Below are 15,331 nucleotides of genomic sequence, written 5' to 3' on the forward strand. Positions count from 1 at the left end.
TCTAGCGGTTCTCCTTCGGGAACACGACCCAGAGCACGAGGTACACGAGCACCTGGGGCCCCGGGAGGATGATCGACAGCACGAAGATCAGGCGCACCAGGAAGGCGCTGATGCCGAAGCGGTTCGCGAGGGCGGCGCAGACTCCGGCGATGATCTTGCCGCGGCGGGGACGGGTGAGGGAGGCCATGCCCCCGAGCATGCCAGCCCCGCCTGGAGGGCGCCAGGGCCGCCTCGCGGGCCGGCGCCCGGTACGCGAGAATGGCCGGATGAGCGCTTCACTCGTGGCCAAGGGCCTGGCCGGCGGCCACGGGCACCGCACCCTCTTCGACGACCTCGACCTGACCGTCGCCCCGGGTGACGTCGTGGGGGTGGTGGGCGTGAACGGGGCCGGCAAGTCGACGTTGCTGCGCCTCCTGGCGGGGGTCGACGAGCCGCAGGCCGGCACGATCACCCTCAACCCCGGCGACGCCTTCGTCGGCTGGCTGCCGCAGGAGCACGAGCGCGTCCCCGGAGAGACCGTCGCCGACTACATCGGTCGCCGCACGGGCAGCACGCAGGCCACCGCCGAGATGGACGCCGCCGCCGCCGCCCTCGGCGACCCCGACCCGGAGCCCCGAGCCGACGGCCTCGAACCCGCCGACGTCTACTCGACCGCCCTCGACCGGTGGCTCGCCAGCGGCGCCGCCGACCTCGACGACCGCCTGCCGCAGGTGCTCGCCGACCTCGGCCTCGACCGTGACGGCGACGGAGCCGTCGGCCCCGACAGCCCGATGACCGGCCTGAGCGGCGGCCAGGCCGCCCGCGTCGGCCTCGCCGCCCTGCTGCTCAGCCGCTTCGACGTCGCGCTGCTCGACGAGCCCACGAACGACCTCGACCTCGACGGCCTCGAACGACTCGAGCGCTTCGTGCAGGGGCAGCGGGGCGGCATCGTCCTCGTCAGCCACGACCGCGAGTTCCTCGCCCGATGCGTGACGAAGGTGCTCGAGCTCGACCTCGCGCAGTCGTCGAACCGCGTCTTCGGCGGTGGCTACGACGCCTACCTCGACGAGCGTGAGACGGCCCGCCGTCACGCCCGCGAGGCCTACGACGAGTTCGCCGAGAAGAAGGCCGACCTCGTCGGCCGCGCCCGCACCCAGCGCGAGTGGTCGAGCCAGGGCGTCCGCAACGCGATGAAGAAGGCCCCCGACAACGACAAGATCCGTCGCAAGGCCTCGGCCGAGTCGAGCGAGAAGCAGGCCCAGAAGGTCCGCCAGATGGAAAGCCGCATCGCCCGCCTCGACGAGGTGGACGAGCCCCGCAAAGAATGGCAGCTCGAGTTCACGATCGGTGCCGCACCCCGGTCGAGCTCGGTCGTCTCGACCCTCAGCGGTGCGGTGTTCCGCCAGGGCGACCCCGCGACGGGCGAGTTCGTGCTCGGTCCGGTGTCGCTGCAGGTGGACGGCGGCGACCGCATCGGCATCACCGGCCCGAACGGCGCCGGCAAGTCGACCCTGCTGCGCGGCCTGCTCGGCCGCCAGGCCCCCAGCGAAGGAGGCGCGAGTCGCGGAGCCAGCATCGCCGTCGGCGAGATCGACCAGGCCAGGGCACTCCTGGCCGGCGACGTGCCGTTGGCCGACGCGTTCGAGGCGCTCGTGCCGGACTGGCCCCAGGCCGAGGTGCGGACGCTGCTCGCCAAGTTCGGGCTCAAGGCCGACCACGTCTCGCGTCCGGTCGACGAGCTCTCGCCCGGCGAGCGCACCCGTGCCGGCCTCGCCCTGCTGCAGGCCCGAGGCGTCAACGTGCTCGTGCTCGACGAACCCACGAACCACCTCGACCTCGCCGCCATCGAGCAGCTCGAGCAGGCCCTCGAGTCGTACGACGGCACGCTGCTGCTCGTCACGCACGACCGGCGCATGCTCGAGACGGTCCGGCTCGATCGCCACTGGAGGGTCGAGGGCGGCACCGTCACCGAGTCGTGAGGGAGCCGACGCCGTCGCCGGTGAACGACCCCCGCGCCCCTCGACTACCGTCGTCGTCATGACCCGAACCACCCGACTGGTCGCGGTCGCCGCTGCCCTCGCCCTGCTCACGGGCTGCACGGCGGGCCCGACCGCCCCGAGCGAGCCCACGGGCGGCGCCTCCGCGGACGGGACCTCCTCTCCCCAGCCGACCCGCGCCTCCTCGGAGCTCGCCGACTGGGCGACCGCCCTCGACGCCCGCGACGACTACTCCGCCCGCTGGGTCGCCGTCGGCGACTCGATCTCCGAGGGCATGGGCGCCTCGACCGTGGACTCCCGGTGGATCGACCTGACCCTCGACGGCCTGCGCGAGCGCTACCCGACCGACGACGTTCCGGGCGGGGTCGGCTACCGGCCGGCCGCGTTCGCCGTCGCTCCCCCGGCGTCGACCTGGGCCCGCTGGGCCTCGAGCAGCGAGGGGTCGGTGTCGGCGTCGTCCCGCACCGCCGACCTCGGCTACCGCGCGGTCACCCTCGGTGCCGGCGCGACCACCACGTACCCGTTCACGGGCACCGACCTCGACCTCTGGTGGTCGAGCGGACGCGGCACCTTCGACTACACCGTCGACGACGGCGAGGCGGTCGAGGTCGACACCCGCGACTCCATGGCCACCAGCGGGATCACGTCGGTGACCGGGCTCGACGCGGGCGCACACACCGTGACGATCCACGCGCAGACGCCGGTCGACCTCGAGGGCCTCACCGCCTTCGACGGCGATCGCGACCGCGGCATCACGCTCTTCGACTCGTCCCGCTCCGGCGCCACGGCCCGCACCTTCACGGCCGACCTGCCCGGGTTCCTCGACTCGATCGCCGCGACCAAGCCCGACCTGGTCACGATCACCCTCGGCGCCAACGACGCGTTCAGCCGCACGCCGGACCAGTTCGAGGACGACTACCGCACCCTGATCGACGGCCTGCAGAGCCTCGACGACCCGCCGTCGGTCCTGCTGATGGGCGAGTTCGTGCCGGGCACGAACCTCACCGAGGGGCTGGCCGGCGATGCCGCCGAGTACGACGCCGTCGTGCAGCGCCTCGCGGCCGAGACCGGCAGCGCCTACGTCGACCTCGCCGACGCCCTGCCCGCCGACGGGGTCGCCTCGCTGCTCTCGGCCGACGGCGTGCACCCGAACGACGCCGGACAACGCGTCATCGCCGACTTCGTGCTCGAGAAGCTCAGCGTCGACTGAGCGACCCGTCGAGTGGTCCCGAATCGTGGTTCGGCCCGCACGCGAGGACGTTTCGGGACCACTCGACCGACGTGTCGAGCGGGACGAGGAGGCGCGGGCGCGTCACGAGGACGACGCCCGCCCCGGCGGGGCTCAGTCGAACAGGCCGTAGGCGGCGTCGAGCGTCTCGTCGGTGCTGAGCGGGGCGGCGTCGCCCGCACCGGTCGCCGTGACGGCGACCAGGCCGTGCGGCGAGAGGACCGTGCTGGCCGAGGCCGTGATGCCCTGCTGCGTCACCGACTGCGAGAAGGCCTGGCCGCCGAACGCCTGGACGCGCGAGTCGTCGACGGTCTCGACGCCCTCGGTGCCCTCGATCTGCGAGGTCTGGGCGCTGATGTCGTCGGCGCTGAACTCCTGGCGCTGGGCGAGGACGACGATCGCCGTCACGTCGGCGGCGTCGGTCGCCTCGGTGGTCGGGGTGGCCCACTGGCAGTTCGCCTGGTCACCCGAGAACGTGCTGTCGCCGCGCAACTCCAGGCCGTCCACGACGCCGCCGAGTGCCGAGCCGACGTCGTCGCAGCTGGCGAGGTCGTCGAAGGTGCCCTCCGTCGAGCCGGCCGATGACCCACCGGAACCGGCCTCGTCACCGTCACCCGCGCCTCCTGAGGTGCAGCCGGCGAGCAGCAGGCCGAGGGCGAGCACGCCCGTGGTGGTGGCCGTCACGGCCGTTCTGCGCATGGTCGTGGTCATCGGGGGCTCCCTCGTGATCTGCCTCGGACTCGCTGTGCCCGGTGCTCCCGTCACCCTAACGAGGGGCACCTCCGAGGACGCACCGTCGTCGCGTCGTCGAACCACCCCGGAGGCTGGTTCGACGACGCGACGGTGGTGCGACCCCCGGCGGCGTCGGGCTCCGCGGCTCACCAGGTCGTGCGGGTGCGCTCCTGCTCGACGACGGCCTCGCGGTCGGCGAGCCCGCGGAGCCCGGCGAACTGCTGCCCCATGCGCGGATTGCCCGAGAGCACCGGCTCGACACGGTCGAGGAACGCCCAGTAGCCGGCGGTCACCGGGCAGGCGTCCTCGCCGAGCCGCTTCTTCGGGTCGAACCGGCACGAGCCGCAGTGGTCGGTCATGCGGTTGACGTAGGCACCACCCGACGCGTACGGCTTCGTCGCGACGATCCCGCCGTCGGCGTGCTGCGACATGCCCACGACGTTGGCCGGCATCACCCAGGGCGTGCCGTCGACGTACATGTCGACGAACCACTGGTTGAGTGCCGCCGGGTCAACCCCGCGCTGCAGGGCCCAGTTGCCGAGGATCATCAGCCGCTGGATGTGGTGGTTCCAGCCGTGCCGCCGCAGGCCGTCGAGCGTCTCGCTGAGGCACTCGGCCTCGACGGCCTCGACGTCGAGGCCGGCGAACACCTCGGGCAGGGGCTGCGTCGCCCCGAGGGCGTTGCTCGTCGTCGCGAAGTCCTCGCCGAGGTGCCAGTAGAGGTGCCAGACCCAGTCACGCCAGCCGACGATCTGCCGGGTGAACCCCTCGACGCTCCGAAGGGGGGCGTCTCCGGCCTGGTACGACGCGACGGCGGCCTCGACGACCTCGCGCGGGTCGAGCAACCCGAGGTTCATGGGGGCGCTGAGCAGGGAGTGCGCCATCGTCCAGTCGCCCGACAGCGTGGCGTCCTCGAACGGGCCGAAGTCGGGCAGCCGCACCTCGACGAAGTCCGCCAGCGCGGCCGTCGCCTCGACCCGGGTCGCCGCGAACCGTCGGGGCGCGTCGTCGCCGACGAGCCGGACGACCCCGTCACGCTCCCAGCGCTCGAGGTCGGCCCGCACCTCGGCGTCGATCTCGTCCTCCTCGGGCCACTCCTGCGGCGGCAGCCCGAGAGTGGCCGCCCCCTTCGGCGGCTTCTCGCGGTTGTCGTGGTCGTAGTTCCACTGGCCTCCGACGGGCTGCGGGCCCTCCATCAGCAGTCCGGTGCGCTGGCGCACCGCCCGGTACCAGTCCTCCATCAGGAGGCGCGGTGCCGGTCGACCGCCGGACGCGCCGGTCGGTCGACCCGCGCCTCCTCGACGGGCGTCGTCGGCGTCCGCCGTCGCGCCTGCGGACCGGCCCGGACCGCGTCCGCCCTGCCGACCCGCGGCCCACTCGGCGAACTCGGCCTCGCTCGAGACGAAGCCACGGCTCGGCAGCACCTCGGCTCCCACCGACCGCACGAGACGGCGCGCCCGGTACGAGGTGGGGTCGACCACCTGCAGGTCGTCCCGCCCCTCGAGGGCCTCGGAGTAGTGCTCGACCTGCCGGAAGTCGACACGGTCGCCGAGCTCGACCGCCCGGTGCCGGATCGCCGACAGGATCAGCTGCAGCTTGGCGCGGTGCAGGGTGCGGCCCCGCCACGACGACCGGCTCTCGACCAGCAGCATCGGGTCGCCGTCGTCGAAGTGCGGGCCGAGCTGGTCGAGGAAGATCCACCGGGTGCGCTGCATGCCCCGACAGTAGACGTGGGCACTCAGCGGGTTGCCAGCATGTTCACCGTGACGAACGGGGCGGGCGCGGCGTCTCATTGACGTGCAGCCCGGGTCGCCCCGGTTCGCCCGGGTCGCCCGGTTCGCCCCGGTTCGCCCGGACACGCCCGCTCGCACGACGACCACCGCACGACCATCCGCACGACTCCCCCAGCCGAAAGAGGACCCGAGATGTCGAACACCGCCGCTCCCACCCCCGCCACCCTGACCAGCAGCTCGCGCGTCGACGGCGCCGCGCGCGTGGACGGTGCCTCGACCGTGTCGTCCGACGCCGCAGGCACCACGCGGATCGCCGACGGCGTCGTCGCCAAGGTCGCGGGCATCGCCGCCCGTCAGGTGCCCGGCGTCCACTCGATCGGTGGCGGCGCGTCGCGTGCCGTGGGCGCGCTGCGCACCGCCGTCGGCCAGCAGGACCACGGCCAGGGCGTCAAGGTCGAGGTCGGCGAGACCCAGGCCGCCGCAGACCTCAGCCTCGTCGTCGACTACCCGCTGTCGGTGCAGCAGGTGGCGGACGACGTCCGCCAGGCCGTCGCCGACGCCATCACCCAGCTCGTCGGGCTCGAGGTCGTCGAGATCAACATCGAGGTCAGCGACATCTTCATCGCCGGACAGGACGACGACTCGGACGGCACGAACGACTCGCAGCGGGTTCAGTAGACAGCGGGTTCAGTAGACAGCGAGTTCACTGGTACCCGCGGCGGTCGTCCCGACACGATCGTCCCCGCAGCACCGCGGGCCGCACCCCACCGAGCCGACCGGCTCGACCGCACGACCCGTGCACCATCGCCCCAGGAGGCACCCCATGGCATCACTGCTCCGACGCTTCGCCCCGCTCATCGTGGGCTTCGTCATCAAGAAGATCATGAACAAGCGCGGTGGCGGCAACGGCCAGGCCGGCGGCTACCAGCAGCCCGGTCGCCGTCGCTGACCCACCAGCACCATCCGCACCGCCTCGGACGCAGGAGGCGCGACTCACGCCAGTCGCGCCTCCTGCGTCCTTTTCGTCCCGGCAGCGCCGCTCAGGCGGCGGGGCGGGCCGACCGCCGGGCGAGCAGGCGGTCGCTCGCCAGCACGGCGACGAACACCACCGCGGCGACCACGATGTAGAGGACGGGCAGCGAGTCGAGCCCGGACCCGTCGAGCACGAGGGCACCGATCAGTGCTCCACCGCCGATGCCGGCGTTGAAGCCGGTCGTGTAGAAGGCGCTCGCGAGGTCGCGCATCCGCTCGGGGGCGACCTGCAGCATCCGGGTCTGGAACAGCGGCGGCAGCGCTCCGAACGTGACGCCCCACAGCACGAAGGCCACCAGTGACGGCACGAGCATGCCCTCGAACACGAGCATGCCGGTCACGGCCAGTCCGACCACGGCCACGCCGATCGGGATGCTCACCCGCGGTCGCGCCCCGAGGAACCACCCGACCATGCCGAGTCCCACGGCCCCGGCGACGCCGAACGCGAAGAGCCACGCGGCCAGGCCCTGCTCGGACACACCGGTCGAGCGCACGAGGTAAGGCGTGATGTAGGTGAAGAACGAGTAGTGGCCGATCATGAAGACCGCCGTGATCACGCAGCTCAGGACGACGCCGAGCACGCTCGGCCTCGGCAGCGAGCGACGGCGACGGACGGCCCCCGCAGGAGGCGCGGTGCCGTCGACCAGCGTCGGGACCGCGTCGGTCACCGGCTCCGGCACCGACTCGTGCGCCGTGCCCCGACCGACCGGCGGCAGGAACTTGTAGACGAAGACCGCACCGAGCGCCATGAGCCCGGCGAGGATGCCGAACGCCTCACGCCAGCCGAGGGCCTGGCCGAGCGCGGTGCCGAGCGGGACGCCCAGCACGAACGCGAGGGTGCCCCCGCTCATCGCGACGGCGAGCGCGCGGCCGACCTGGGCCCGGGGCACGAGGTGACCGGCGTAGGCGCCGCCGATGGCCCAGAACATGCCGTGGGCGAGACCGCCGAGCACGCGGCTGGCGAGCACGAGCTCGTAGGTCGGTGCGATCGCGGTGAGCCCGGCGCTGATCGCCAGGACGACGATCAGGCCGACCACGATCAGGTGGCGGGGCAGGCGACGGGTGAGGTGGGTGAGGCCGGTGCTGGTGAGCACGACCGTGAAGGCGAAGACGCTGACGAGCAGGCCGATGCTCGACTCGGTGACGCCGAGGTCGGCGCTCATCTCGGGCAGCAGGCCGGTCGGCAGCATCTCGCCCGAGATCGAGAGGAACGTGGCGACGGCGATGGCGATCAGGCCGGCCCACGGGAAGCGGGCGGACGGGGTGGACGAAGGCGCGGTGGGGCGCGGGGGTGCGAGTGTCATGGAACCTGGGGTGGTCGGCGGGCGCCGTTCTCTCGACCCGATGGTGGCCACGGGCCGGCCGATCGTGACGATCTGCCGGCGGCACGGCCTTCGCGGCAGGTGCCGTTCGTGACCGTGGGTGACTCGGGGAGGATGGTGATCCCGACTGCGCGCTGTCGTGCACGCCCGGGGCCGGGAGTACCGCCCGACCGAGGTCGAGCCTACCCGCTCGCGCCCGGCCTGGCCAGGGGCCCGGTGTGCGGCGGCGCACCGCGTTTCGTGCACCGCACCTCGACTAGTCGCGGTGCAGTGCACGAAACGCGGTGCAGTGGCGTCAGGAGGCGCGGTGCGGGTCGGGGTCGCGGTCGCGGTCGCGGTCGCGGTCGAGCTCGCGGTCCAGGAAGCGGGCGCTCGGCGGCTGGGTCTCGCGAGCCAGCATGAACACGACGACGATCTGCAGGAACGGGATGAGCGCCCCGAGCCAGAACCAGCCCCACCCCCAGGCCCGGGCGGCGTGCAGGCGACGGATGGTGAGCGTCGCCATGGGCACGAAGGTCATCAGGCACCAGAGACCCCAGACGAGGGCCACCCAGGTCGTGCCGCCCCAGGCCGGACCCGCGGGGCCGAACGGGCCGAGCGAGAACTGTCCGATCTGGAGGGACGCGCCCTGGCCCAGGCTGGTGCCCGGGCCCGCACCGGCCGGGCGGCCGAGGACGACGACCGGCCAGGGCGCGAAGAGCGACGAGCCGTAAGCGCCGATCGACCACGAGGCCACGCTCGCACCGCGCACCAGCGACCCGACGCCGACGTTGAGCACGAGGGCGAGGACGGTCTGGAAGAGCCAGATCCACCAGAACTCGGCCCGGCCCGCGCGGGCGTGCACCACGTAGGCGTTGCCGACGAACCGCCGGAGAGCCTGCATCGGGGTCGCGCCGGGCAGGGGCTGACGGTCGACCTCGAACCACGAACCCCTCGTCGTGCCTGCCGCCGTGCCCTCGCTCATCGGGACGACGATACGGGGACCGTGCCCGCGCCTCCATCCCCCACGCGAGCGAGATGTCCCCTCCCGCAGCGTCGCACCGCGTCTCGTGCAGGGCGCCTCGACTCGTCGGGGTGTGCTGCACGAAAGGCGGTGCCACGGGATCAGGAGGCGCGGGTGCGGTCCGCGGCGGAGGGACCGACGGCTGCCTCCCCGGGAACGCACACCGCGCCTCCCGCGTTGACTGTCAGCATGAGCGCCGCGACCCCCGACCCGAAGACCTGCCGATCGTGCGGGCGCACCATCGAGTGGCGCAAGAAGTGGGCGTCGAACTGGGACGAGGTCGCGTACTGCAGCGACGCGTGCCGCAAGCGCAAGGTGACGGCGCAGGACCGCGAGCTCGAGCAGCGCATCCGCGACCTCCTGGCGGCCCGGGCGGCCACCTCGACGATCTGCCCCTCGGACGTCGCGCGGTCGCTGCACCCCGACGACGAGGACGCCTGGCGCGGATTGATGGAGCCCGTCCGTCGCGCGGCCCGACGACTGGTCGCCGCGGGCGAGGTCGACATCACGCAGGGCGGCTCGGTGGTCGACCCGTCCACGGCGAAGGGCCCGATCCGCATCCGCCGGCACCGGTCCTGAGCCGGGCGCCGACACGACGCGCGGGGCGAGCGGGCTGCCAGGGACGCTGAGGACGATCGGGGCGACCGATCGGGATCAGACGGGTTGCAAGGCCGACCAGGGCTCGACGGGCAGGTCGACTCCGACCGCGTCGCCGGCTCGCACCTCTCCCCCGGCGAGCACGACGCCCATGACGCCCGCCTTGCGGACGAGCTCGCCGGCCTCGTCGCGTCCGACGACCGCCTTCAGCAGGCCCGACTCGAATCGGTCGATCTGCAGGCACGGATTGCGGAGTCCGGTGATCTCGACCCGCGCCTCCTGACCGAGGGTGAGCACGGTGCCGACGGGCAGGCCGAGCAGGTCGACCCCGTGGGTGGTGACGTTCTCGCCGAGGTCGCCGGGCCCGACGTCGTAGCCGTGGTGGGCCAGCTCGGCGAAGAGCTCGGCGTGCATCAGGTGTACCTGCCGCAGGTTGGGCTGACTCGGGTCGCGCGCCACGCGGGAGCGGTGCTGCACCGTGCGCCCGAGGTGCGCGTCACCCTCGACGCCGAGCCCGGCGAGCAGGGTGACCCGCTCCACGGGCGGCTTGCTGAAGCGGTGGACGTCGTCGACGTTGACCGAGAGGACGGAGGCGCGCGTCATGCCGTCAGTCTGCCCGCGTCGGCCGCCGGGGTCGAGGGTGACGCGCACCTCGGGCGCACGGTGCAGCACCGCTCCCGCGCCTCCTGCCCGGCCACCGCCCACACCGCCGCCACCTCCGCCACCGCCACCGCCGATGCCGCCCGCACCGGCACCCGCACTGGCACTGGCACTGGCACTGGCACCCGTGCCCCCTAACCCGAACCGCGAGGAGGCGCGGGTCGACATGCGCGCGATCGCCTCGCCCCGCGACAGCACGGCCTGCGGTCCCGACCCGGCGTACTCGTCGAGCACGCGCGAGAACGTCCCGTACAGGCGGGGATGCACGGTGCCGGTCTCGCGCGGCAGCCCGTCCGAGCCGACCAGGGTGTGCGGCCACGCCAGGGCCGTCCGCATGCCCTCGAGGTCGGTATGGAACACGATGACGGTCAAGGCGCCCCGTTCGGCGAGGACGAGGTCGGCGAGCACCTCGCGCGGGTCGGCACCGACCGCCTCGGCGATCTCGGCGAGCGGCCGGCCCTCGAAGCCCGCGTGCTCGGGTCGCGTGAACCCCGCCGCCGAGATCCGCTCGGGGCCGATCGCGGCGTACTGGTTCTCGAGCGTCGATCCGGCCCAGGGCTCGAGCAACCCGTCGAGCACCTGCCGCCGCGAGCGCGTGCCGGGTCGGAGCGCCTCGAGCAGGCTCTCGACCCCGTGGTCGGCCGTGGCCGGCGGGAACAGCGACGCGACCGTCGTGCTGCCCGCGTCGTAGGGGTAGACGTCCGCGCTGACGTCGACACCGTCGTCGCGCAGGGCGTCGAGGTGCTCCACGATCGCGGGCATGCCGCCGACGTTCCGCGGCCCGGTCACCTTCAGGTGGCTGACGTGGACGGCGGCCCCGGTCTCACGCCCCAGCGACGCCAGCTCGTCGATCGAGTCGCGGAGTCCGTCGGCCTCGTTGCGGACGTGGGCGACCAGCAGCTTGCCCCGCACCGCGCACTCCCGGGCCAGGGCGACGAGTTCGGGCCGGTCGGCGGCGTCGCCGGGTGCGTACATGAGGCCGAGTGAGACGCCGAGCGCCCCGGCGTCGAGCGCCTCGCCCACCGACGCCGCGATGAGCGACCGCTCGACGCCGTCGGCCGGTCGGCGGTCGAAGCCGAGCACGCCCGCCCGCAGCGGGGCGTGCGGGACGAGGGTCGCGGCGTGCAGGCCGAAGGTGCCGTCGGCGTCGCCCTCGGCCAGCGTCCGCACGTAGTCGGCGAACGTCGCCCATCGTCGCGCAGGGAACCCGCCGAGCACCGGCCGCGAGTAGTCCTCGAGCGAACGGTCGTCAGGATCGGTCGGCGACGGCGCGACACCCTGGCCGCAGTTGCCGACGATCGTGGTCGTCACGCCCTGCCCGGTCTTGGGGGCGACCCCTCCCGGGCGGAACAACGCGGCGTCGTCGTGCGCGTGCACGTCGACGAAGCCCGGCAGCACGTCGAGTCCGCTCGCGTCGACCACCTCGACCCCGGACGAGGAGGCGCGGCGACCGTCACCCACGGACGCCGCGGCCCCGGGCCCCACGGCCGCGACCACGCCGTCGCGCACGACGACGTCCGCGACGCGACCCGCGCCTCCGGACCCGTCCCAGACCGTCCCGCCCGCGAGCACCAGCGTCGTCACGGGGACGCCGTCGTCACGGGGACGCCGTCGTCACGGGGACGCCGCCGTCACGGGGACGCCGCCGTCACGGGAGCTCCGCGGTCGTCCCGGGACGGGTGCGCTACTCGAAGCGCTGCCACACGGGCTTGTTCGCATAGGTGTAGCGGTAGTAGTCCGCCAGCTGCAGCAGCGACGCCGCGGCTTCGTCGACGACGATCGTGGCGTGCCGGTGCAACTGCAACGCGCTGCCGGGGCACATCGCGCCGAGCGGCCCCTCGACCATGCCCGCGACCGCCGACGCCTTCGACGACCCCTGCGCCACGAGCACGACCTCGTGCGCGTCGAGGATGGTGCCGAGCCCCTGCGTCAGGCAGTGCGTGGGCACCTGCGACGGGTCGTCGAAGAACCGGGCGTTGTCGGCCCGGGTCTGCGGGGCGAGCGTCTTGATGCGGGTGCGCGACGCGAAGGACGAGGTGGGCTCGTTGAAGCCGATGTGCCCGTTCGCCCCGATGCCGAGGATCTGGATGTCGATGCCGCCCGCGTCGGCGATGGCCCGCTCGTACTCGACGACCGCGGCCTCGACGTCGGAGGCCCGCCCGTCGGGCACGTGGACCTTCGACGCGTCCATGCCCAGGGGCACGACGACGTCGCGCTCGATCACCGAGGCGTAGCTCTCGGGGTGCTCGAGCGGGATGCCGACGTACTCGTCGAGCGCGAACCCGGAGGCACGGCCGAAGTCGAGCTCGCCCGCCGCGACCCGGGCCGCGAGCGACGCGTAGATGCCGGTGGGCGACGACCCGGTCGCGAGGCCCAGCACGGCCTCGGGGTCGCGCTGGACGACGGACGCGATCTTGAGGGCGGCGACACGGCCGACCTCGTCGGCGTCGCGGACGATGACGATCTCCATGGGGCTCCTTGCTGCCGAGGCGTCAGACGATGTTGGCCACGACCGACGCGATGTACGCCTCGCGTTCTTCGCGTGAGGCCGGCCGCCCGGGCACGCCCGGACGCTGCTGCCACGGTAGCGGCCCCGACTCCCGCCGGTACTCGACGCCGAGGGCGTCGAGGCGTCCGAGGTGCACGGCGAGCCGTGTGGAGAAGTCGTCGAAGTCCCGCGGTTCGGTCGTCCACAGCGCCTCGGCGACGGCGCACAACCGGGGGAACGCGAAGAAGTCGACGGTGCGGGGCGAGTCCATGTGCTCGGTCCAGATGTTGGCCTGGCCTCCGAGCACGTGACGGGCCTCGTCCTCGGTGAGCTGCGCGGGCACCGGTTCGAACGCGAACACGTCGGCCAGGGTGAGCGGGATCGACACCGGGATCGGCTCGTCGGGCCCGTCCGACTGCCGGTAGTCGAGGTAGACCTGGTCGTCGGGACACGCCACGACGTCGTAGCCGCGTCGTGCCGCCGTGATCGCGCCGGTCATGCCCCGCCACGACGCGACCGTCGCGCCGGGTGACATCGTGGCGTTCCCCTCGAGGATCTCGTCCCACCCGAAGGTGCGGCGCCCGGCCGCGGTGAGGTGCGCGTCGAGCCGCCCGATGAACCACGCCTGCAGCTCCTCCTCGTCGGCGAGGCCGCGGTCCCGCATGAGCTCCTGCGTGCGCGGGTCGGCCCGCCACTGCGCCTTGGGGCACTCGTCGCCGCCGATGCCGATCCAGGTGCCCGGGAAGAGCTCCATCACCTCGTCGAGCACGTCGGTGTAGAAGTCGACGGTCGTCTGCTCGGTGTTGAGGACGTCCTCGAAGATGCCCCACTCGGTCCCCACGGCGATCTGCCGGGGCGCCGCCACGGGCGTCCCCCCGACCTCGACGGCGCCGACGCCGAGGTGCGGGTACGCCGTGATCGCCGCCATCGAGTGGCCGGGCACGTCGACCTCGGGCACGACCGTGATGTGGCGGGCCGCGGCGTAGGCGACCACCTCGCGGATGTCGTCCTGCGTGTAGAAACCGCCGTGCGGTCGACCGTCCTGGGTCGCGTCCGGCCCCGCCCCCACCTGCGACGACCCCCGCCACGCGCCGACCGAGGTCAGGCGCGGGTACTTCGTGATCTCGATGCGCCAGCCCTGGTCCTCGGTGAGGTGCCAGTGCAGCGTGTTGAGCCGGTGCAGGGCCATGAGGTCGACGAACCGCAGGACGTCGCGCTTGGGCAGGAAGTGCCGGGCGACGTCGAGGTGCGTGCCGCGCCAGCCGAAGCGTGGACGGTCCTCGACGTCGACGGCGGGCACGACCCAGTCGACCCCGGTCACGAGGGCCGTCCGGTACGCGGCCGCGGGCAGCAGCTGTCGCAGCACCTGCGCCCCGTGGAACGCACCGGCCGCGTCGCCACCGGTGATGCGCACCCCCGCGGGTCGCGCCTCCAGGCGGTAGGCCTCGGCACCGAGCGAGGCGTCCAGGTCGAACGAGATGCCGGTCCCGTCGGCGCTGCCTTCGCGGAGCGGCAGGCCGGTCGCGGGGCGCAGCGCCTGCTGCAGCCAGGCGACGACGCCGGCCAGCTCGTCGGGCGCCGAGACGCGCGTCGCCGAGTCGAGCCGGAACGCCCCGGAGGCGCGGGTCAGCCGGGCAGGACGCGGCACGATCGCGACCGGTGCGGTCTCGGGGGTCGCGGTGCCGGCCCGCATGGTGGTCGAGGGGGTCGAGGAGTCGGTCGTCACGGGGTCAGCCCTTCACGGCGCCGGCGGACATGCCGGTCACCAGGTTGCGTTGGATGATCATGAAGAAGACGACGACCGGCAGGGAGAACAGCACCGAGGCCGCCATCTGTCCGCCGAAGTCGGTGCCGCTGGTCGGCGTGCTGAACGAGGCCAGCCAGACCGGCAGCGTGTACATCGACTGGTCCTTCATGAACGTGTAGGCCACGAGGTAGTCGTTCCACGCGGCGATGAAGGCGAAGATGCTCGTCGCGATCATGCCGGGCAGCACGAGCGGGAACATGATCCGCGTCAGCACCTGCCAGGTGCTCGCACCGTCGAGTTGCGCGGCCTCCTCGACCTCGACCGGGATCGCCAGGAAGAACCCGCGCATGACCCAGATCGAGAACGGAAGCGTCGACGCGACGTACGCCAGGATGAGCCCGCCGTAGGTGCCGAGCAGCCCGAGGCTGTTGAAGATCAGGAACTGCGGGATCAACAGGGCCGTCGCCGGCAGCATCTGGACGATCAGGATGAACACCATGATCGTGCGCCGCCCCCGGAACCGGAACCGCGACAGGGCGGCCGAGGCGAACAGTCCGAGCACGATCGAGAAGACGACGGCCCCGACCACGACGATCACGCTGTTGCGCAGGTTCGTGAAGAAGTCGGACTGCGTCACCGCGACGACGAAGTTGTCGAGGGTCGGGTTCTGCGGCCAGAACAGCGGGGTGGCCGTCATCACCTCGGGGCGCGGCTTGAACGCCGTGTTGACCATCCAGTAGACGGGGAACAGCCACACGAGGCTGAAGACGATCGCGATCGCGTTGCTGACCCAGCGGGGCTTCCGGCGGCGAC

General features: G+C 73.0%; 14 protein-coding genes and 1 pseudogene. 5 read left to right on the top strand and 10 right to left on the bottom strand.

Annotated features, from left to right (window positions below; all coding sequences use genetic code 11):
- Window position 1: 1 nt before the first annotated feature.
- Entirely contained in the window at window positions 2-187 is a 186-nt protein-coding gene (locus ARTHRO9V_RS12775) for a PspC domain-containing protein (RefSeq protein ID WP_054147120.1), read from the bottom strand.
- A gap of 79 nt (window positions 188-266) precedes the next feature.
- Between ARTHRO9V_RS12775 and ARTHRO9V_RS12780 the strand changes: the two genes are divergently transcribed.
- Both ARTHRO9V_RS12780 and ARTHRO9V_RS12785 read left to right on the top strand, forming a co-directional pair.
- Window positions 267-1,958 (top strand): ABC-F family ATP-binding cassette domain-containing protein, encoded by a 1,692-nt coding sequence (locus ARTHRO9V_RS12780; protein ID WP_159827723.1) that lies wholly within the window; start codon window positions 267-269, stop codon window positions 1,956-1,958.
- A 58-nt stretch (window positions 1,959-2,016) separates the two neighbouring features.
- Window positions 2,017-3,186, top strand: coding sequence for an SGNH/GDSL hydrolase family protein (locus ARTHRO9V_RS12785; RefSeq protein ID WP_159827725.1), 1,170 nt, complete (start codon window positions 2,017-2,019; stop codon window positions 3,184-3,186).
- Between the two features lie 132 nt (window positions 3,187-3,318).
- Here ARTHRO9V_RS12785 and ARTHRO9V_RS12790 read toward each other — a convergent pair whose 3' ends face one another.
- Window positions 3,319-3,915: a hypothetical protein gene (locus ARTHRO9V_RS12790; RefSeq protein ID WP_159827728.1), complete on the bottom strand. Its 597-nt coding sequence runs from the start codon at window positions 3,913-3,915 to the stop codon at window positions 3,319-3,321.
- 167 nt (window positions 3,916-4,082) lie between these two features.
- On the bottom strand, window positions 4,083-5,651 hold the full coding sequence (locus ARTHRO9V_RS12795; protein WP_159827731.1) for a cryptochrome/photolyase family protein: 1,569 nt from the start codon (window positions 5,649-5,651) through the stop codon (window positions 4,083-4,085).
- A gap of 210 nt (window positions 5,652-5,861) precedes the next feature.
- On the opposite strand from ARTHRO9V_RS12795, the gene ARTHRO9V_RS12800 reads away from it, so the two are divergent.
- Together ARTHRO9V_RS12800 and ARTHRO9V_RS15895 are read left to right on the top strand one after the other, a co-directional pair.
- On the top strand, window positions 5,862-6,347 hold the full coding sequence (locus tag ARTHRO9V_RS12800; protein WP_159827734.1) for an Asp23/Gls24 family envelope stress response protein: 486 nt from the start codon (window positions 5,862-5,864) through the stop codon (window positions 6,345-6,347).
- Window positions 6,348-6,492: 145 nt separating this feature from the next.
- The gene (locus tag ARTHRO9V_RS15895; RefSeq protein WP_255349713.1) at window positions 6,493-6,618 is read left to right on the top strand and encodes a hypothetical protein; all 126 of its coding nucleotides are present in this window, start codon (window positions 6,493-6,495) and stop codon (window positions 6,616-6,618) included.
- Between the two features lie 91 nt (window positions 6,619-6,709).
- Here the strand turns inward: ARTHRO9V_RS15895 and ARTHRO9V_RS12805 are convergent, their stop codons facing one another.
- Both ARTHRO9V_RS12805 and ARTHRO9V_RS12810 read right to left on the bottom strand, forming a co-directional pair.
- Complete coding sequence (locus tag ARTHRO9V_RS12805; protein ID WP_159827737.1) at window positions 6,710-8,005, bottom strand: MFS transporter; 1,296 nt, start codon at window positions 8,003-8,005, stop codon at window positions 6,710-6,712.
- Between the two features lie 313 nt (window positions 8,006-8,318).
- Complete coding sequence (locus ARTHRO9V_RS12810) at window positions 8,319-8,987, bottom strand: DUF805 domain-containing protein (protein ID WP_159827740.1); 669 nt, start codon at window positions 8,985-8,987, stop codon at window positions 8,319-8,321.
- A 228-nt stretch (window positions 8,988-9,215) separates the two neighbouring features.
- Here ARTHRO9V_RS12810 and ARTHRO9V_RS12815 point away from each other — a divergent pair, with 228 nt between their 5' ends.
- Window positions 9,216-9,605 (top strand): DUF2256 and DUF3253 domain-containing protein, encoded by a 390-nt coding sequence (locus ARTHRO9V_RS12815; RefSeq protein WP_054147090.1) that lies wholly within the window; start codon window positions 9,216-9,218, stop codon window positions 9,603-9,605.
- A gap of 75 nt (window positions 9,606-9,680) precedes the next feature.
- On the opposite strand, the gene ARTHRO9V_RS15815 is transcribed toward ARTHRO9V_RS12815, so the two are convergent.
- From ARTHRO9V_RS15815 to ARTHRO9V_RS12835, 5 genes and pseudogenes are all read right to left on the bottom strand, one after another.
- The gene (locus ARTHRO9V_RS15815; protein ID WP_236557101.1) at window positions 9,681-10,226 is read right to left on the bottom strand and encodes an MOSC domain-containing protein; all 546 of its coding nucleotides are present in this window, start codon (window positions 10,224-10,226) and stop codon (window positions 9,681-9,683) included.
- Between the two features lie 195 nt (window positions 10,227-10,421).
- Window positions 10,422-11,867, bottom strand: a pseudogene (locus ARTHRO9V_RS15820) (amidohydrolase family protein); the annotation flags it as partial.
- A 100-nt stretch (window positions 11,868-11,967) separates the two neighbouring features.
- Complete coding sequence (gene nagB, locus ARTHRO9V_RS12825) at window positions 11,968-12,753, bottom strand: glucosamine-6-phosphate deaminase (protein ID WP_056043373.1); 786 nt, start codon at window positions 12,751-12,753, stop codon at window positions 11,968-11,970.
- Window positions 12,754-12,775: 22 nt separating this feature from the next.
- Complete coding sequence (locus ARTHRO9V_RS12830; RefSeq protein ID WP_201298942.1) at window positions 12,776-14,497, bottom strand: beta-N-acetylhexosaminidase; 1,722 nt, start codon at window positions 14,495-14,497, stop codon at window positions 12,776-12,778.
- Between the two features lie 4 nt (window positions 14,498-14,501).
- Window positions 14,502-15,331 (bottom strand): carbohydrate ABC transporter permease (locus ARTHRO9V_RS12835; protein WP_201298943.1); only part of this gene is annotated, 830 nt, incomplete at its 5' end.

Source organism: Frigoribacterium sp. 9N (assembly GCF_902506305.1).
In the GTDB taxonomy this organism is placed as follows: Bacteria; Actinomycetota; Actinomycetes; order Actinomycetales; family Microbacteriaceae; genus Frigoribacterium.